This window comes from Brachybacterium sp. UNK5269 (genome assembly GCF_049266655.1).
In the GTDB taxonomy this organism is placed as follows: domain Bacteria; phylum Actinomycetota; class Actinomycetes; order Actinomycetales; family Dermabacteraceae; genus Brachybacterium.
Map to the genome: position 1 here is coordinate 2205925 of NZ_CP184883.1, position 18070 is coordinate 2223994.

General features: G+C 73.7%; 13 protein-coding genes. 3 read left to right on the top strand and 10 right to left on the bottom strand.

Annotated elements, in window-relative coordinates; genetic code table 11:
• Positions 1 to 62: 62 nt before the first annotated feature.
• Positions 63 to 2258, top strand: a complete 2196-nt coding sequence (locus ACOJUI_RS10310) for a DEAD/DEAH box helicase (RefSeq protein ID WP_422114876.1) — start codon at positions 63 to 65, stop codon at positions 2256 to 2258.
• 15 nt (positions 2259 to 2273) lie between these two features.
• Here the strand turns inward: ACOJUI_RS10310 and ligA are convergent, their stop codons facing one another.
• The 10 genes from ligA to ACOJUI_RS10360 all read right to left on the bottom strand — a co-directional run bounded on the left by ligA (position 2274) and on the right by ACOJUI_RS10360 (position 13593).
• Positions 2274 to 4694, bottom strand: a complete 2421-nt coding sequence (gene ligA / locus ACOJUI_RS10315; RefSeq protein ID WP_422114877.1) for an NAD-dependent DNA ligase LigA — start codon at positions 4692 to 4694, stop codon at positions 2274 to 2276.
• Between the two features lie 24 nt (positions 4695 to 4718).
• On the bottom strand, positions 4719 to 5843 hold the full coding sequence (locus tag ACOJUI_RS10320) for a hypothetical protein (protein WP_422114878.1): 1125 nt from the start codon (positions 5841 to 5843) through the stop codon (positions 4719 to 4721).
• Complete coding sequence (mnmA, locus tag ACOJUI_RS10325) at positions 5840 to 6925, bottom strand: tRNA 2-thiouridine(34) synthase MnmA (RefSeq protein WP_422114879.1); 1086 nt, start codon at positions 6923 to 6925, stop codon at positions 5840 to 5842. The genes ACOJUI_RS10320 and mnmA overlap by 4 nt, the downstream gene beginning before the upstream one ends.
• A 101-nt stretch (positions 6926 to 7026) precedes the next feature.
• Positions 7027 to 8214, bottom strand: coding sequence for a cysteine desulfurase family protein (locus ACOJUI_RS10330; protein ID WP_422114880.1), 1188 nt, complete (start codon positions 8212 to 8214; stop codon positions 7027 to 7029).
• Entirely contained in the window at positions 8211 to 9119 is a 909-nt protein-coding gene (locus ACOJUI_RS10335; protein ID WP_422114881.1) for a hypothetical protein, read from the bottom strand. The genes ACOJUI_RS10330 and ACOJUI_RS10335 overlap by 4 nt, the downstream gene beginning before the upstream one ends.
• Positions 9116 to 10111: a vWA domain-containing protein gene (locus ACOJUI_RS10340; protein WP_422114882.1), complete on the bottom strand. Its 996-nt coding sequence runs from the start codon at positions 10109 to 10111 to the stop codon at positions 9116 to 9118. The genes ACOJUI_RS10335 and ACOJUI_RS10340 overlap by 4 nt, the downstream gene beginning before the upstream one ends.
• Positions 10111 to 11127 (bottom strand): vWA domain-containing protein, encoded by a 1017-nt coding sequence (locus ACOJUI_RS10345; protein ID WP_422114883.1) that lies wholly within the window; start codon positions 11125 to 11127, stop codon positions 10111 to 10113. The genes ACOJUI_RS10340 and ACOJUI_RS10345 overlap by 1 nt, the downstream gene beginning before the upstream one ends.
• The gene (locus ACOJUI_RS10350) at positions 11124 to 11615 is read right to left on the bottom strand and encodes a hypothetical protein (RefSeq protein WP_422114884.1); all 492 of its coding nucleotides are present in this window, start codon (positions 11613 to 11615) and stop codon (positions 11124 to 11126) included. The genes ACOJUI_RS10345 and ACOJUI_RS10350 overlap by 4 nt, the downstream gene beginning before the upstream one ends.
• Positions 11602 to 12498, bottom strand: coding sequence for a DUF58 domain-containing protein (locus ACOJUI_RS10355; RefSeq protein WP_422114885.1), 897 nt, complete (start codon positions 12496 to 12498; stop codon positions 11602 to 11604). Before ACOJUI_RS10355 ends, ACOJUI_RS10350 begins: the two co-directional genes overlap by 14 nt.
• Before the next feature lie 3 nt (positions 12499 to 12501).
• Positions 12502 to 13593, bottom strand: a complete 1092-nt coding sequence (locus ACOJUI_RS10360; RefSeq protein ID WP_422114886.1) for an AAA family ATPase — start codon at positions 13591 to 13593, stop codon at positions 12502 to 12504.
• A 139-nt stretch (positions 13594 to 13732) separates the two neighbouring features.
• Here ACOJUI_RS10360 and glgX point away from each other — a divergent pair, with 139 nt between their 5' ends.
• Positions 13733 to 15976 (top strand): glycogen debranching protein GlgX, encoded by a 2244-nt coding sequence (gene glgX / locus ACOJUI_RS10365; RefSeq protein ID WP_422114887.1) that lies wholly within the window; start codon positions 13733 to 13735, stop codon positions 15974 to 15976.
• A 62-nt stretch (positions 15977 to 16038) separates the two neighbouring features.
• Complete coding sequence (locus ACOJUI_RS10370) at positions 16039 to 18069, top strand: maltotransferase domain-containing protein (protein ID WP_422114888.1); 2031 nt, start codon at positions 16039 to 16041, stop codon at positions 18067 to 18069.
• Position 18070: the final 1 nt, after the last annotated feature.

The window sequence follows — 18070 nt, forward strand, 5'->3', positions numbered from 1 at the left end:
CGATGAGAGTCCTCTCAGGCCCGCGGTCGTCGCCGGCGGACGCGCCTTGCGAGACTGGGGGCATGGACTCCCCCGATCTCCCCTCCCCCACCCCGCTGCGCGACGAGGCGCAGGAGGCGCTGCGCGCGCTGACCGGTCGCGCCGACGCCGACTTCCACGACGGCCAGTTCGAGGCGATTGCGGCGCTGGTCGAGCAGCGGCGACGGGTGCTGGTGGTCCAGCGCACCGGCTGGGGGAAGTCCGCGGTGTACTTCCTGGCCGCGCTGCTGCAGCGCCGGCGGGGCTCGGGGCCGGCGCTGATCATCTCCCCGCTGATCGCGCTGATGCGGGACCAGGTCGCGGCCGCCCGCCGCGCCGGGGTGCGCGCGGAGGCGATCAGCTCGGCGAACCCCACCGAGTGGGCCGAGATCGAGCAGGCGCTGGGGGACGATCAGCTCGACGTGCTGCTGGTCTCCCCCGAACGGCTGGTCAACCCCCGCTTCCGCAGCGAGCAGCTGCCGGCCCTGGTGGAGCGCTGCGGGCTGCTGGTGATCGACGAGGCGCACTGCATCTCCGACTGGGGCCACGACTTCCGCCCCGACTACCGGCGGCTGCGGGACCTGGTGGGCGAGCTCGGCCCCGAGGTGCCGGTGCTCGCGACCACCGCGACGGCGAACTCGCGGGTGGTGGCCGACGTCGCCGAGCAGCTCGAGGTGCGCGGCGACGGCGCGGCGCCGGTGCTGACCCTGCGCGGCCCCCTGACCCGGGCCTCCCTGCGCCTGGGCTGCCTGAGCCTGCCGGACGACCGCGCCCGGCTCGAGTACCTGGTCGAGCACCTCGACGAGCTGCCGGGCTCGGGGATCATCTACACCCTCACCGTCTCGGCCGCGGAGGACCTCGCCGACCTACTGGACCGCCCGGGCCGACGGGTGCGCGCCTACACCGGCCGCACCGATGCCGAGGAGCGGGCCGGGCTCGAGCAGGCCCTCAAGGACAACGAGGTCAAGGCGCTGGCCGCGACCAGTGCGCTGGGCATGGGCTTCGACAAGCCGGACCTCGGCTTCGTGGTGCATCTGGGCGCGCCGAGCTCCCCGGTGGCCTACTACCAGCAGGTGGGCCGCGCCGGTCGCGCCACCGACACCGCCGAGGTGCTGCTGCTGCCGGGCCGTGAGGACCGCGCGATCTGGGAGTACTTCGCGACCGCCTCGATGCCCTCGCAGGCCAGCGCCGCCGCGGTGCTGGCCGCGCTGGCCTCCTCCGAGCGGCCGCTGAGCACCGCGGCGCTCGAGGCGCGGGTGGACGTGCGCCGCGCCGCGCTCGAGCTGCTGCTGAAGGTGCTCGCGGTCGACGGGGCGGTGCGCAGCGTCCAGGGCGGCTGGGTGGCCACCGGCGCGCCCTGGACCTACGACGCCGTGCGCTACGAGAACGTGGCCCGGGCCCGCCGCGAGGAGCAGCAGGCGATGCTCGAGTACGAGCAGCTGCGGCCCGGGGATCCGCAGCAGTGCCGGATGGTGTTCCTGGCCCGGCAGCTCGACGACGACACGGCCGCGCCGTGCGGGCGCTGCGACGTCTGCGCCGGCCCCTGGTACCCCGCTCCGGGCGCGGGTGCGGGCGCCTCCCAGGAGGCGGTCGCGCGGGTGCTGGAGCGGGTGGGGGTGCCGATCGAGCCGCGCAAGCAGTGGCCGCAGGGTCTGGACCGGCTCGGCGTCACGACAGAGGCCGGGGGCGCCCTGCGGGGGAACATCGCCCCGGCCGAGCGGCTCGAGGAGGGGCGGGCGGTGGCGCGGCGCTCCGACCTGGGCTGGGCCGTGCAGCTGCGGGAGCTGCTCGCGGTGGATGAGCAGGGGCGGCGGCGCGATGCGACGCTGTCCCCGGCGATCGCCCAGCGGGTGGTGGAGGTGCTGGCCGACTGGGACTGGCAGCAGCGGCCGGCCGCCGTGCTCGCCGTGCCCTCGACCACCCGGCCGCAGCTGGTGCGGGAGCTGGCCGCGGGCATCGCCCGGGTGGGGCGGATGCAGGACCTCGGCGAACTGGCCCTGGCACCGCAGGCCGCGCCCCGGCACGGCGCCCGCAACAGCGCCTTCCGCGTCGCCGAGCTGTGGGACCGCTTCGTGGTCACCGAGGAGCTGGCCGCGGCGATCGCGGCGCTGGACGGCGCCCCGATCCTGCTGGTCGACGACGAGGTCGACACCCGCTGGACGATGACCCTCGCGGGGCGGGCGCTGCGGCGCCGCGGCGCGGGGCCGGTGCTGCCGCTCGCGCTCGCGCTGGTGACCTGAGGCCGCGGAGCCCGGCTAGGCGTCCAGCGCCGCCGGACCGCCCTCGAGCAGGGTGACGAAGCCGGCCTCGTCGAGGATCCGCAGGCCGAGGTCGCGCGCCTTGTCGGCCTTGGAGCCGGCGTTCTCCCCGATCACCACGAAGTCGGTCTTCTTGGAGACGGAGCCGGAGGCCCGGCCGCCGCGGGCGATGATCGCCTCCTTGGCGCCGTCGCGGGTGAAGTCCTCCAGACCACCGGTGACCACCACCGTCAGCCCCTCGAGGGTCTTCACGAAGCCCTCCTCGACCTCGTCGGCCATCCGCACCCCCGAGCGCGCCCAGCCGTCGACCAGCTGCCGGTGCCAGTCCACCGCGAACCATTCGGTGACCGCCTCGGCGATGATCGGGCCCACCCCGTCGGTGCCGGCGAGCTCCTCGACGCTCGCCGCGCGGATCGCGTCCATCGAGCCGTAGGCGGTGGCCAGGGAGCGGGCGGCCGTGGGCCCCACGTGCCGGATCGACAGCGCGACCAGCACCCGCCACAGGGGCTGCTGCTTGGCCTTCTCGAGCTCGGCGATCAGCAGCTCGGTGTTCTTCAGGACCGCCGACGCCTTCTGCTGCTTCCAGGTTCCCTCGCGCTTGTAGTGCTTGAACTGCGGGCGCGAGAAGAAGGCCGGCTGGATCCGCCAGTCGCCGGTGGGCTCGCCGTCGCGCCGCTCGGGCTGCCAGACCACCACGTCCCGGAGGTCCTCGGCGCTGAGGTCGAACAGGTCGTCGCCGATGGTGATCACCGGCTGCTGGAGGGCGGGCAGCAGCGGATCGTCGGCGGAGGTGATCCGCAGCACGGGGACGCCGTCGGTGCCGCCGGTGACCTCGCCGTTCTTCAGCACCACGAAGCCCTCGCGCGCGGTGTCCTCCGCGGTGCGCAGCGGCAGGTGGAGGCTGTGTCCGGCGGCGAGCGCGGCGAGGGCCTGGCCGCGGCGCCGGTCCGGGTCGGTCAGGGCCATCGCGCTCTCCTCGCCGAGCGACTCGATGTCGAAGGCGCCCCGGGAGCCGGCGTGCTCGATCCGGCCGGTGACCTGTGCGGGGCAGTCCTTCTGGTTCGGGCAGCGCCAGTCCTTGTCGCCCTCCCTGGCGGGGCCGATGGCGGTGCCGCAGGAGGGGCAGGCGGTCGGCATCACGAAGGGTCGCTCGGTGCCGTCGCGCAGCGCCTCCACCGGGCCCAGGATCTCGGGGATCACGTCGCCGGCCTTGCGCAGGACGACGGTGTCGCCGATCAGCACGCCCTTGCGCTCGACCTCGAACTGGTTGTGGAGGGTGGCGAGCTCGACGGTGGAGCCCGCGACCTTGACCGGCTCCATCACGCCGTAGGGGGTCACCCGGCCGGTGCGGCCCACGTTGACCTGGATGTCCAGCAGGGTGGTGGTGACCTCCTCCGGCGGGTACTTGAAGGCGATCGCCCAGCGGGGGGCGCGGGAGGTGGAGCCGAGCGCCCGCTGCTGGGCGAAGGAGTCGACCTTGATCACGATGCCGTCGATCTCGTGCTCGACGTCGTGGCGGTGCTCGCCGCGCTCGGCGATGAACGCGTGCACCTCGGCGAGGGAGGCGAGCACCCGGGAGTGGGGCGAGGTGGGCAGGCCCCAGCCCTGCAGGGTCTCGTAGACGTGGGACTGGGAGGTCAGGGTCATGCCCTGGTGGGCGCCGATGCCGTGGACGTAGACGGCGAGCTTCCGGGAGGCGGTGACCGCGGTGTCCTTCTGCCGCAGCGAGCCCGCCGCGGTGTTGCGGGGGTTGGCGAACTCGGCCAGTCCGGCCTCGCGGCGCTGCGCGTTGAGCTCCTCGAAGGCCGCGGTGGGGTAGAACACCTCGCCCCGCACCTCGAGCAGGGCGGGCGGCTGCTCGCCGCCTTCGAGCTGCAGGCGGTGCGGGATCCCGGCGATGGTGCGCACGTTGGCGGTGACGTCCTCGCCGACGCGGCCGTCGCCGCGGGTCACCCCGCGCACCAGCTCCCCGTCCTGGTAGACCAGGGAGATCGCGAGCCCGTCGATCTTGAGCTCGCTGAGGTAGCGGAGCTCCTCGGCGCCGCCGCCGAGGCCCTCCGCGACCCGGTGCGCCCAGGCGTCGATCTCCGCGAGGCTGAACGCGTTGTCCAGGCTCATCATCCGCTCGATGTGCTCGACGGGGGCGAAGCCCGCAGCGACCGCGCCGCCGACGGTGGTGGTCGGCGAGTCGGCGGAGGCGAGCTGGGGGTTCTCCTGCTCGAGCGCTCTGAGCTCCCGCTCCAGGGCGTCGTACTCGGCGTCCGCCAGGGTGGGGGCGTCGTGCTCGTAGTAGTCGACCCGGGCCTGCTCGATCTGCGCGGTGAGGGCGGCGATGCGCTGCTGGGCGCGGTGCGCATCGCTCCGGGCGGAGTCGGTGCCCGGCTGGTCCGGCTGCTGGTTCTGCTCGCTCTGCGTCACCGGGCCATTGTGACGCACGAGCGCTCAGGAGGCGACGCGCTCGGCCCAGGTGGGGGCGGTGCGGAGCATCGACTCGATCGCCGTCTCGTCCAGCAGGCTCGAGGGGTCCGGCTGCGCGGAGGGGTCGACGGTGCCGGCGTGCACGGCATGGGAGATGCCGGTGTGGGCGATCAGGGCGAAGCCCGCCGCGTCGGCCTCGGTGTGCCCGAGACGCCGCCAGGCCTCGAACATCATCTCCAGCTCGGCCACCAGGTGGCCGCCGGGGCGGGGGTCGACGACGAGCTCGAAGACGCAGCCGTCGTCGTGGGCCTCGGCGATGCCCTCCCACAGCGCCCGCCCGTGCGGGGACTCCAGCGGCGCGAGGCGGCGCGGGCCGATCGCCATCCGTCGGGCGCCGGCGTCGCGGGCGGCGCGCAACAGCTCCACGTCGGCTCCGACGCCGAGGGTGATCGAGTCGGCCGGCAGTCCCTCCTGCTCCAGGGCCGCGAGCAGGCTGCCCCAGAGCATGCCGAGGTCCGGGGCCGGGATCGCCGGGTAGCGGCGCCGCCCGGAGGGGGTGGGGATGCGCCCGGTGTGGATGCCGGCGACGGCGTCCTCGCGCAGCAGCAGATGGGGCTGCGCGCCGGGGACGTGCTCGCGCAGCCGGCCCAGGTGCTCGATGAGACCCTCGGCCAGCAGCAGCGGCAGGTCGCGCACCGCCCCGGGATCCCCCAGGGTGCGCTCGCCGGAGTGCAGGAAGGTCGCCCCGGCCAGGGTCGCCGGGCCCAGGGCGGTGAGCATCAGCGGTCCCTCGTAGCCCAGCAGGGCGATCCGGGCGGCGTCGAGCATCCGCTCGCGCAGCTCGGCGGCGCGCTGCCAGGCGCGGCCGAGGCCCGGCCCGACCCGCCAGCCGTAGCTGACCAGGTCGCCGGTGGTCTCGGCGAGCAGGGCGAGGGTGGCAGGCAGCACGTGGTCGGTCTCGTCGGTGCCGAGTGCGGCGGGCAGGTAGAGCCGGGTGCCGATCTGCTCCTCGAGGTCGTCGCCCAGCAGGGCCCGCAGCCGCATCAGCGCGGCCAGGTGCGGATCGTCCGGCAGCTCGAGGCGCAGGGCCTGCTCCGGGGTGGGGGCGCGGAAGGTGCCGTCGCCGGTCAGGGTCAGCAGATGGCTCATGCGCGGCGCTCCAGGGTGGCGGCGGCGAGGACCCGGTCCCCGTCGTAGAGGACGAGGGTCTGGCCGGGGGCGACGCCCCGGATCGGGGTCTCGAGCCCCACCCGCACCGCGGCGGTCTCGGGCAGGACCTCGAGCAGGCGCGCGGGGGTGGCCTCGCCGTGCGCGCGGATCTGGGCGCGGACCTCGCGGCCCGCCTCCAGCGGCTCGAAGCTCACCAGGTCGCCGGCGATCAGCTCGCGGGTGCTCAGCAGCTCGCCGGCCCCCACCACCACCTGACGGGAGGCGGGATCGATGTCGACCACGTAGCGGGGGGCGCCGTCGGCGGCGGGCTGCTGGAGGCCCAGGCCCTTGCGCTGGCCGATGGTGAAGCCGTGGGTGCCGCGGTGGGTGCCCAGCACCGCGCCGCTCTCGTCGAGGATCTCGCCGGGGGCCTCGCCGAGATGGCGCTCGAGGAAGCCGCGGGTGTCGCCGTCGGCGACGAAGCAGATGTCGTAGCTGTCGGGCTTGGTGGAGACGCCCAGGCCCCGGGAACGGGCCTCGGCGCGCACCGCGTCCTTGGTCTCGTACTCGCCGAGCGGGAAGAGGGAGCGGCCGACGGCCCCGGGCCCCATCACCGCCAGGACGTAGGACTGGTCCTTGGCCAGGTTCCGGGCCCGGTGCAGCGAGGCCGCGCCGTCCGGCCCGTCGGCGCGGATGGAGGCGTAGTGGCCGGTGCACACCGCGTCGAAGCCCAGCAGGGTGGCGCGCTCCAGGAGGGAGGCGAACTTGATGCGCTCGTTGCAGCGCACGCAGGGGTTGGGGGTCCGGCCGGCGGCGTACTCGGACAGGAAGTCCTCGACCACCAGGTCGTGGAAGTCGTCGGAGAGGTCCCAGACGTAGTACGGGATGCCGATGCGGTCGGCGGCCCGGCGGGCGTCGGAGGCGTCCTCCACGGTGCAGCAGCCCCGGGAGCCGGTGCGGCGCTGGTCGCGGTTCCGCGACAGCGCCATGTGGACGCCGACGACCTCGTGCCCGGCCTCGGCCGCCCGGGCGGCCGCGACCGCCGAGTCCACGCCGCCGCTCATCGCTGCCAGCACCTTCATCCGCGTGCCACCTCCTTGATCCGCACCCACCGAGTGTACGGAGCAGCCCGGCGCCCGGCGGGCCCGCCCGACGTGAGATGGGACCCCTTGCCGGGCCGCGCTCAGGAGAACAGCGCGCCCACCGCCCGCGCCTTCTCGAGCGCCTCGGGCAGCGCCGCCAGCAGCACGTCGACGTCGCGCTGGGTGCTGGTCCAGCCGAAGGAGAGCCGCAGCGCGCCGCGGGCCTGCCGATCGCTGATGCCCATCGCCGCGAGCACCGGGCTCGCCTGGGTCACCCCCGCCGAGCAGGCCGATCCGGCCGAGGAGTCCACCCCGCGCTCGTCCAGCAGGAACAGCAGCGCGTCGGAGTCGGCGCCGGGGAAGACCACGTGCACGATGTGCTCCGAGCGCGGGGAGCCCTCCGGCAGGGTGAAGCGGGCGCCGGGGTCGATCCGGCGGATCCCGGCCGTGAGGGAGGCCGCGAGCGCGCGGATCCGCTCACGCTGCTGGTCGCGCTCGGCGAGGGTCTCGCGCAGCGCGGCCGCGAAGGCCGCGGCGTGGGCGGCGTCCAGGGTGCCCGAGCGCACCCCGCGCTGCTGGCCGCCGCCGGTGCTGGCCACCCCGAAGGGCACGTCGGGGGTGGCCACCAGCACGCCCACCCCCACCGGGGCCCCGATCTTGTGCCCGGACAGCGACATCAGGTCGACGTCCTCGAAGGAGGGCAGCGGGGCGTGGCCGATGCCCTGGACGGCGTCGGTGTGCACCAGGGTGCGGTGGGGTCGGGCGGCCGCGGCGAGGGCCGCCAGGTCCTGCCGGGCGCCGGTCTCGTTGTTGACCAGCGCGGCGCTGATCACGCTCACGGCGCCGTCGGCGAGAGCGGCGGCGATCCCCTCGGGGCGCAGCAGGCCGCGGGCGTCCACCGGCAGCAGCCGTGCCTGCAGCGAGGGCGTGCCGGCCTCGAGGGACTGCGCCGTGGCGAGGACCGCGGGATGGTCCGTGGCGGCGACCGCGACGGCGGTGCGCGCCGGGTCGGCCGCATGCACGCCGAGGGCCACCGAGCGGATGGCGAGGTTGTCGGCCTCGGTGCCGCCCGAGGTCATGATCAGCCAGCTGCGCGGGACCCCGAGCAGGCTGCCGATCGTCTCCAGCGCCTCGTCGAGCACGCCGCGGGCGCGACGGCCCGAGGCGTGCACGGAGGAGGGGTTGCCCCGCACCGCCGCGGCCGCGGTGAAGGCCTCGAGCGCGGCGGGCCGCAGCACCGTGGTGGCGGCGTGGTCGAGGTAGGCGCGCTCGGCGTCGTCGATGCTCACCACGGCTTCTCCGGGGACCGGTCCTCGCCGCCGGGCTCGTCCTCGCCCTCGCCGCCCTGGGCGTCGCGGTTGCGCTCCTCGAGCTCGTCCTCCTTGGGGTCCTGCTCGGAGCCGCCGCTGGTGGGCGTCTCCTCCGGGGGCCCGTCGCCCTCGGGGTCCTGCTGGCGGGGCTCGCCCGGGTCGCTCTGACCGGGAGTGCCGCCTTGCTCCTCGCCGCCGGGCTCCGCGCCGCGCGCGTCGGGGTCGTTGCCGGCCTCCTCGTCGGCTTCGCGGCGCTCCTGCTCGACCCGCTCGCCGGTGCCCTCGGTGGTCTCGGAGTCCTCGTTGCCGGAGCCCCCGCCGCCCTCGCCCTCGCCGCCTCCGCCGCCGCCGGCGCAGGGGGCCAGCAGCTGCTCGGCCTCGAAGAGCCGGTCGGCGCGCGCCTGGGGGTCCGTGATCCCCTCGGCCTGGCGCTCGATCGCGATGGCGAGGTTGTTGATGATCTTGCACTGGGCGTGCAGCGGGGCGTTGAGGTCGCTGTGGGAGTTCCACTCCGACAGCGCGGTCCGCAGCTCCTGCTCCGCCGCGGCGTCCTGGCCCTGCTGCAGCAGCGCGGTGCCCTTGGACAGGTGCGGCAGGTAGGGCTCGAACCAGTTGGCGACCTCCACCGGGGCGAGGCGCTCGATCGCGGTGGGGTGGTCGCCCGCCTCGTAGGCCGCCAGATGGGTGGCCTGGGTGATCGGCATCGAGAGGAACTTCAGCGCCAGCAGCGCCAGCAGCAGGATCGGCAGGGCCAGCACCGCGAAGACGATCGCCCGGGTGCGGCGCAGGCGCCGGGTGTTCAGCCCGAAGTCCTGCGCGCGGCCGCGGGTGTCCTGGGCGAGCGCGGGCGGGGTGGGCGGCCGCTCGGTCACGGGCGTGCTCATCGCTGCGCTCCTTCGATGTCGTAGCGGTCCAGCCGGCGCGGCAGGCGGTAGGTCAGCTCGCCCAGCTCCCAGATCATCAGCGCCGCCAGGGGGATGGCGGCGATCCAGTACCAGTCCTCGAAGCTCGCCACGGACCGGCTGGACTCGGTGGGGATCGGCGAGAGGGTGATGCCCTCCATGGTGCCCTCGATCGGCGCCTCGGGGTCGTCGCGGTGGAGGTAGGGGACGCCGAGCTGGCCGGCGATGGTGCGCAGCTGCTCCTCGTCGATGCGGGAGATGCCGGGCCGGCCGTCGGGGCCGGTGATGTACTCGCCGTGGTCCTCGCCGCCCTGGGTCTTCATCGCTCCGCCCTCGGCGGTGCCGTAGCCCAGCACCGCCCCGCCGTCGACGAAGCCGGCCGCCTGGCCGAAGGACTCGGACTCCCGCTCGTCGGTGTTCTCCCCGTCGGAGAGGACGTACACCAGCACGCTCGAGTCGGGGTCCTCGCGCTTGGCCTCGGAGATCTCCACCAGCAGCGCGTCCAGGGGGCGGTCGACGTTGGAGCCGGTCGAGTAGGCGGTGGGCTCGGTGGTGAGGGTCTCGATCCAGGCCGCCGCCGCGCCCGCGTCGGTGGTCAGGGGCAGCTGCTGGGTGGCGGTGGAGTCGAAGGCGATGATCGCGTAGCGGGAGCCCTCGGTCATGTCCATGATCCGGGTCATGTCGGCCCTCACCCCGTCCAGGCGGGGCCGGCCCTCGTCGTAGTCCTCGGCGTTCATGGATCCGGTGCGGTCCACCACGAAGAACACGTTGGCGTTCATCCGCTGGGTCTGCTCGCCCTCGATCGGGGTGACCGGCCGCAGGGCGACCGTCAGCAGCAGCAGCACCATCAGCGCGCGCCGCGCCCAGGCCGCCCGCTGGCGGGGCCGACGGATCAGCAGCACCGCGCACAGCAGCAGCATCCCGCCGAACAGCGGGAGGCTCGCCCACAGCGGCAGCAGCGGCTCGAGACGCATCAGCGGGCCCTCCATCCCAGCAGCAGGATCCCCACCAGCGCCACCGCGGTCAGCGCGAAGGCGGGCCCGGGATGGTCGGTGCGGATCACGGTCGGGGTCGCTCCCAGGGTCTCGGCCTGCGACTTCTGGATCTGGTGGATGATCGAGGGGATCGCCTCGGGGTCCGAGGACTCGTACAGCTCCCCGTCCTGGTCCTCGGTGGCGCCGCGGAGCTCCTCGAAGCACTGCGGACCGCATTCGTAGGGGCCGGGGTAGAAGGTGTAGAGGTCGATCTCGCGCTCGGCGATCGCCTCGGTGGCCTCCTGGAGCGTGAAGATCGGCTCGCCGTTGACCTCGTTGTCGGTCGCGAAGATGATCGAGCGCGAGCGGTCCTGCTCGGCCTGGTCGAAGACCTGGCCGCAGGAGGCCAGGCCGTCGGGCACGATCGAGGCCTCGTCGGCGATGCCGCGGGTGCCGTCGACGAACTCGACGTACTGGCGCACCTTGTCATCGGAGTAGTCCCGGCTGCCCAGGCGGTAGCCGAACTCGTCGAAGTCGATCGCCTCGGCGCCCGCCTCGAGCTCCCGCTTGATCAGGTCGTAGTCGTTGGTCAGCGGGAACACGGTGCGGCTGGTCGAGTTGAAGATCGACAGCGCCACCCGCTCCCCCTCGAAGGTGTCCACCAGCTCCGCGAAGGTGGCCAGGATCTCGGTGTCGTACTCGTACATCGACCCGGACACGTCCAGGCACAGCACGATGTCGCGGGAGGCGAACTCGGGGGTCTCGATGCGCTCGGTGGCGATCCGACCGGACAGCACAGCGGCGGCGAGCACGCCGAGCACGGCGATGCCCACCTGCGCCGCCCGCACCACGCGGGTGGTGCGCTGGGCGCGCACGAAGCTGGGGATGCGGTCCATGAAGCGGGAGTTCGCCACCAGCACCGGGGATCGGCGCATGGCGCGACGGTTCCAGAAGGCGATCGCCCACACCGCGATGGCCGCCAGCAGCAGCAGCGCGCTCACCCACCAGAAGATCATGACCACGAGCGGATCACCTCCCGGGCCCGGCGCACCGAGTCGCGCAGGTCCCGGTCCGAGGCCGGCGCGAAGTCGGGCTCGTAGAGGTCCCGGATCAGCTCGCCGACCGAGCGGGTGCGGGGATCGGCCAGCAGCGTCGCGAGGTCCTGGCTGCTGACGTCGTGGCCGGTGGTGCGGCGCACGAAGCGGCGCATCACCCCGGTCAGCTCGTGGTGGCCGGCGCGGACCTCGAGGTCACCGGCCTCGTGGCGGTCCGCGACGTCGTTGACGGCGCGCAGGAACTCGGCCTTGAGGGCCTCGAGGTCGCTGGGGCGGCTGCGGTAGGCGATGCGCTGCTCGATGCCGCGGGTGATCCGCAGCGGGACGACGATCAGGGCGATGATCACCAGCACGCACAGCACCGCCAGGATCACCCAGGCGATGGAGTACTGGGGCGGGGCGATGATCTCCGGCGGTGCCGGCTCGGCCAGGAGCTCAGCCACGAGCATGGCGGTACTCCCTCGTGCGCAGCATGGTGATCATGTCCTCGACCACGGTGGTCTCGCCCTGGGTCAGCACATGGCTGATGTGCAGGCGGTCCAGCATCTCGGCGATGCCCTCCGCGCGGGCCCGCCGATAGGCGGCGACGTCCTGGGCGACCCGCTTCGAGGAGCGGGTCAGGGCGCCGATCTCGCGGGGCGAGACCACGTCGACCACGTCGTGGTCCAGGGCGCCCGGCTGGAGCGGATCGGCGTCGGCGATGCGGACCACGATCAGGTCGTGGCGGGTCTTCAGCCGCCGCAGCAGCGCGAAGTCCTCGACGGTGGGATGGGCCTCGTCGGTGATGATCGTCATCAGGGTGGAGTGGGCGGTGACCCGGAAGGCCCGCTCCAGCAGCCAGGCGCTGTCCGCGGCGGGCGCCGCGGTGGTGGTGGCCTGCTGGGCGGTGCGCAGCAGCAGCTCGAGGTGCCCGTCGCTCGAGCGGGAGGGCAGCTGGACGGGGCGGCTCTCGGCCCCCGCCACCATGCCCACCAGGTCGCCGTTCTTCTGGGCCAGGAAGCAGATCATGCCGGCGGCGAGGATCATCGCCTCGCGCTTGGAGCTGCCGTCGGCGGCGGTCGCGGCCATCGCCGAGGAGGTGTCGGCCACGATCGAGAGGTGGCGCACCCGCTCCTCGTTGAACTGGCGGATCAGCGGCTCCCCGGAGCGGGCGGTGGCCTTCCAGTCGATGTCGGAGATCTTGTCCCCGGGCTGGTAGTACTTCAGGTCGTCGAAGTCCTCGCCGCTGCCCTTGAACAGCGAGCGGCCGCGCCCGTGGATCAGTCCGCGCGCCCGGTTCGAGGTGTGCAGGTCGACCCGGGCCTTGACGCGGGTCAGCAGCGAGGTGGCCATCGCTCAGGGCATCGGCACGGCGTGGAAGACCGCGTCGATGATCTGCTCGGGCTTGATGCCGCTGGCCAGGGCGTCGAAGGTGAGCACCAGGCGGTGGCGCAGCACGCCGTACCGCATGGCGCGCACGTCGTCGGGGGTGACGTAGTCGCGGCCGTGCAGCAGGGCGTGGGCCTGGCCGACCCGCATCAGCGCCAGGGAGCCGCGGGGGCTGGCGCCGACCCGCACCGACTGGGTGAGGTTCGGGACCGGACGGGGCCCGGAGCCGCGGGTGGTGAAGACCAGGTCGATGATGTAGCGCTTGACCGCGGGATCGACGTAGACCTGGTCCACCATCGTCTGCAGGAAGCGGACGTCGTCGAGGGAGACGCTGCCGACGGCCTGGCGGGGGCCGGTGAGGCTGCCGGCGGTGGAGCGGTCGAGGATCTCGTGCTCCTCGGCCGGGCGCGGGTAGGTCAGGATCTCCTTCATCAGGAAGCGGTCCATCTGCGCCTCGGGCAGGACGTAGGTGCCCTCCTCCTCGATGGGGTTCTGGGTCGCGAGCACCATGAACGGCTCGGGCAGGTGGTGGACCTCCCCGCCGATCGAGGTCTGGCGCTCCTGCATCGCCTCGAGCATCGCGGACTGCGTCTTGGCGCTGGAGCGGTTGATCTCGTCCAGCAGCACCACGTTGGCGTGGACCGGCCCCAGCTGGGTGGTGAAGGTGCCCGATCCGTAGTTGAAGATCTGGGTGCCGATGATGTCGTTCGGCATCAGGTCCGGGGTGCACTGGATCCGGGAGAAGGAGCCGGTGATCGCCGAGGCGAGGGCGCTGGCGGCGGTGGTCTTGGCCAGGCCCGGCACGGACTCCAGCAGCACGTGCCCGCCGGCGGCGAGCGCGGCCAGCAGGGTCAGCCGCAGGTTCTCCTGGCCGACCACCCGGGACTGGAAGACCCGGCTGATGGTGGTGATCAGGGAGGCCGCGCGCTCGAGGTCCCCCACCGGGATCGCCGCACCGGCGGGCGCGAAGTCGCCGGGGCGGCGCGAGGTCGCCGCGGGCGCGGCCGGCGCGGCGGGGCGCTGCTGGAACCCCGGCTGCGGGCTGGGTGGATGGGTCATGCGCTGCGGCTCCCCGTGGTGCGTCGACTCGTGCTGCTGGCGCGCCGTCCGCGGAGCGCGGGCCGGTGGCCACAGCGATCCTAGCGGCACGGGCCACTCGCACGCCGCCGGGGCCCGGCGGCGGTGGGACACTGTGCTGGTGCTAGCTGACCGATTCGACCGACCCACGCCCCCCATCGCGCCCACCTCCCCCGGTCTGGTGGTGGACGAGCAGGGCCGCGGGACGTTCGCGGTCGCGGCCCCGCGGGCCGGCGCCGTGGACCTGTGCATCCGCCGGGGCGCGACCGAGCACCGCCAGCGCCTGCGCCACTTCGACGGCGGGCTGCGCTGGGACGAGGTCAGCGGGATGACGCCGGGCACCCGCTACGGGCTGCGGGTGCACGGTCCCTGGGATCCGTCGGCCGGGATGCTCTGCACCCCCTACAACCTGCTGCTGGATCCCTGGGCGCGCGGCGTCTCCCACTCCTCCTCGCTGCTGAGCTCCTTCTTCCCCTTCGAGGTCGACGCGATGCTCGACCGGATCGGGGAGCGCCCCGTCCCCCGCGCCGTCGACAACGGCGAGGACGCGGTGTGGTCGGTGGTGGTCTCGGACCGCTTCGACTGGCAGGGCGACCTGCGGCCGCTGGTGGACTGGGACGCGACCGTCCTGTACGAGCTGCACGTCAAGGGCTTCACCCAGCTGCATCCGCAGCTGCCCGTCGAGCAGCGCGGCACCTATGCGGGGCTGGGCCATCCCGCGGTCACCTCGTACCTGCGGAGCCTGGGCGTCACCAGCGTCGAGCTGCTGCCGATCCACGCGGCGATGGACGAGCCGCACCTGACCCGGCTGGGACTGACCAACTACTGGGGCTACTCGACCCTGTCCTACTTCGCCCCCGACCCCTCGCTCGCCACCCCCGCCGCCCAGCAGGCCGGTGCGCAGGCGGTGCTCGACGAGGTCAAGACCATGGTGCGCTCGCTGCACGCGGCCGGCCTCGAGGTCATCCTCGACGTGGTCTACAACCACACCGCCGAGGGCGGGGCCGACGGGCCCTCGCTGTCGCTGCGGGGACTGGACAACCTCGAGTACTACTGGACCGACCACGGCACCTTCTTCGACGTCACCGGCACCGGGGGCACCCTCGATCCGCGCTCGGTGCACGTGATGGACCTGATCCTGGCCTCGCTGCGGTACTGGGTCCAGGAGGTCCATGTCGACGGCTTCCGCTTCGACCTGGCCGCGACCCTGGGGCGCGACGACCGCGGCTTCCGTCCCGACCATCCGCTGCTGCGGGCCATCCTCACCGACCCGGTGCTGCGCGGGGTCAAGCTCATCGCCGAGCCCTGGGACGTGGGCACCGGCGGCTGGCAGACCGGGAACTTCCCGGCGCCCTTCGCGGAGTGGAACGACTCCTTCCGCGACGACGTGCGGGCCTTCTGGCTCTCCGACCGGGCGCTGCGGGAGCGCACGGGCGACGACGCGATCGGCGGGGTCCGCGACCTCGCCACCCGCCTGGCCGGCTCGAGCGACCTGTTCACGGGGCAGGACCCGCGCGAGCTGCCCCGCGGGCGCAGCCTGCGCTCCCCCTGGGCCTCGATCAACTACGTCACCGCGCACGACGGCTTCACCCTGCGCGACCTCACCGTCTACGAGACCAAGCGCAACCAGGCCAACGGCGAGGACAACCGCGACGGCACCTCGAACAACCGCTCCTTCCACCACGGGCACGAGGGGGAGCTCGCGGCGGCCGATCCCCGCTGCGAGCCTATCGAGGCGGCCCGTCGGCGCAGCGCCCGCAGCCTCCTGGCCACGCTGCTGCTGGCCTCGGGCACCCCGATGCTCACCGCGGGCGACGAGCTGGGCCGCACCCAGCAGGGCAACAACAACGCCTACTGCCAGGACAACGAGATCTCCTGGGTCGACTGGCGGCCCGACCGTCGGGCGGACCTGCTGCGCGAGACCGTCACCCGGATCCTGGCCCTGCGCGGCGAGCACCCTCAGCTGCGGGCCCCGCACTTCCTGCGCCCCGCCGACCCGGAGGCGCTGGATGCCGGCCAGGTCGCCTGGTTCGGGGCCGACGGCGAGGTGCTGACCCATGAGGACTGGATGGACCCCCGCCAGCACCTGCTGGTCATGCTGCGCCCCGCGATCAGCGGGCGGGAGGGCTCCGAGCACCTGCTGGTGATCCTCTCCGCCCAGGCCGCCGCGACCCCGGTGCGCCTGCCCGGCGCCCCCTGGCCCCAGGGCACCGCGCGGGTGCTGCTGGACACCGCCCTGGAGCACCCCGAGGAGCTGCCGGCCGCGCCGGTCGCCGACCGCACGGTCCTGGTGGCGCCCGGGAGCGTGGTGGTCCTCGGGATCGACCCGCACGGCACGACGGGGTCGTCCGAGCCGCTAGGGTGAGCAGCGACACCGCGTCCGTCGCAGAGCGCCTCGCCCCGGCGAGCGCTCAGGCAGGAGAGTCCATGTCCGAGACCACCACCGAGCGCACGGGGCTGGCCGCCGGCATCGGCCGCATCCCCATCATGGGCGTCGAGCCCGTCGTCGACGGCGGCCGCTTCCCCGCCAGCTGCGCCGAGGGCGAGACCGTCACCGTCCGCGCCAACGCCTTCCGCGAGGGCCATGACGCGATGGGCGTGCAGGTCGTGCTCACCGACCCGGACGGCGCCGAACAGCGCCAGCCGCTGCGGTCGGTCAACCCCGGGCTGGACCGCTGGGAGACCACGATCCGGCCGATGACCACCGGCCACTGGAGCTTCCGCATCGAGGCCTACTCCGCGCCGTACGACACCTGGGCGCACGAGGCCCAGATCAAGGTCCCCGCCGGGATCGACGTGGACCTGGTCTGCGCCGAGGGCGTGCTGGTGCTGCAGCGGGTGCTCGCCGAGATCGAGGCCGGCACCCGTCCCCGCGGCGACGGGGCCGTGGTGCGGGCCGCGCTGGAGAGCCTGCGCGCCCCGGGCCTGCCGGCCGCCGCGCGGATCGCCCCCGCGCTCGCCGCGGACCTGCGCGGCATCCTGACCGAGCGTCCGCTGCGCGAGGGCGTGACGCTCTCCGAGACCTACCGCCTGATCGTGCACCGGCGGCGGGCCCTGTACGGCTCGTGGTACGAGTTCTTCCCCCGCTCCGAGGGCGCGCACTTCGACCCCGACACCGGCTGGCGCTCGGGGACCCTGCGCACCGCGGCGCAGTCCCTGGACCGGATCGCGGCGATGGGCTTCGACGTCGCCTACCTGACCCCGATCCACCCCATCGGCTCGACCTTCCGCAAGGGCCGCAACAACACCCTGGACCCCCGCCCCGAGGACCCCGGCTCCCCGTACGCGATCGGCGCGGCCGAGGGCGGCCACGAGGCGATCCACCCCGAGCTGGGCACCATGGAGGACTTCGACGCCTTCGTCGGCCGCGCCCGCGAGCTGGGGCTCGAGGTCGCGCTCGACATCGCCCTGCAGTGCTCCCCCGACCATCCCTGGGTCACCGAGCACCCCGAGTGGTTCACCGTCCGCGCCGACGGCACCATCGCCTACGCGGAGAACCCTCCCAAGAAGTACCAGGACATCTACCCGCTGAGCTTCGAGACCGACTACGAGGGCCTCTACGCGGCGATCCGCGACCTGCTGGAGATGTGGGTCTCCCACGGGGTGACCCTGTTCCGCGTCGACAACCCCCACACCAAGCCCGTGCGCTTCTGGGAGGAGCTGCTGGCGGAGTTCGACGAGAAGCACCCCGAGGTGATCTTCCTGGCCGAGGCGTTCACCCGCCCCACCATGATGCACACCCTGGGCAAGGTCGGCTATCACCAGAGCTACACCTACTTCACCTGGCGCGAGAGCGCCGAGGAGCTGCGCGAGTACCTCGAGGAGCTGGTGGAGTCGGCGCCCTACATGCGGCCCAGCGTCTGGCCCACCACCCACGACATCCTCACCCCCTACATGAGCGAGGGCGGGCGGCGCGCCTTCACCCTCCGCGCGATCCTCGCGGCCACCCTGGTGCCCACCTGGGGCATCTACAGCGGCTACGAGCTGGTCGAGGACGTCCCCCGGCCCGGCGCCCAGGAGCAGATCGACAACGAGAAGTACGAGTTCAAGCCCCGCGACTTCGCCGGCGCCCTCGAGCGCGGGGAGAGCCTGGAACCGCTGCTGGGGACGCTGAACCGGATCCGCCGCGAGCACCCCGCGCTGCAGACGCTGAGCACCATCTCCTTCCATGAGGCCGACGACGAGCAGGTGCTGGTCTTCTCCAAGCACCTCGATGCCGCCGGCACCGGCACCGGCTCGCCCGACACCGTGCTGGTGGTCTCGCTGACCGCCCACGACCGCGACTCCTTCACCACCCTCCACCTGGATCTCGACGCGCTCGGCGTGGGCGAGAGCTTCGAGGTGGAGGACCTGCTGACCGGTGAGCGCTTCGCCTGGCACCGCGATCCCGTGGTGATCCTGAGCGCCACCGACCGTCCCGCGCACATCCTGCGGATCATCCACCCCGAGGAGAGCTGAC

Excerpts from the sequence above, each read along its gene's own strand:
- ACOJUI_RS10345 (WP_422114883.1), bottom strand. The coding sequence starts at position 11,127 with ATGATCTTCTGGTGGGTGAGCGCGCTGCTGCTGCTGGCGGCCATCGCG.
- ACOJUI_RS10340 (WP_422114882.1), bottom strand. The coding sequence starts at position 10,111 with ATGCGTCTCGAGCCGCTGCTGCCGCTGTGGGCGAGCCTCCCGCTGTTC.
- ACOJUI_RS10370 (WP_422114888.1), top strand. The coding sequence starts at position 16,039 with ATGTCCGAGACCACCACCGAGCGCACGGGGCTGGCCGCCGGCATCGGC.
- ACOJUI_RS10350 (WP_422114884.1), bottom strand. The coding sequence starts at position 11,615 with ATGCTCGTGGCTGAGCTCCTGGCCGAGCCGGCACCGCCGGAGATCATC.
- mnmA (WP_422114879.1), bottom strand. The coding sequence starts at position 6,925 with ATGAAGGTGCTGGCAGCGATGAGCGGCGGCGTGGACTCGGCGGTCGCG.
- ACOJUI_RS10360 (WP_422114886.1), bottom strand. The coding sequence starts at position 13,593 with ATGACCCATCCACCCAGCCCGCAGCCGGGGTTCCAGCAGCGCCCCGCC.
- ACOJUI_RS10335 (WP_422114881.1), bottom strand. The coding sequence starts at position 9,119 with ATGAGCACGCCCGTGACCGAGCGGCCGCCCACCCCGCCCGCGCTCGCC.
- ACOJUI_RS10320 (WP_422114878.1), bottom strand. The coding sequence starts at position 5,843 with ATGAGCCATCTGCTGACCCTGACCGGCGACGGCACCTTCCGCGCCCCC.
- ACOJUI_RS10310 (WP_422114876.1), top strand. The coding sequence starts at position 63 with ATGGACTCCCCCGATCTCCCCTCCCCCACCCCGCTGCGCGACGAGGCG.
- ACOJUI_RS10355 (WP_422114885.1), bottom strand. The coding sequence starts at position 12,498 with ATGGCCACCTCGCTGCTGACCCGCGTCAAGGCCCGGGTCGACCTGCAC.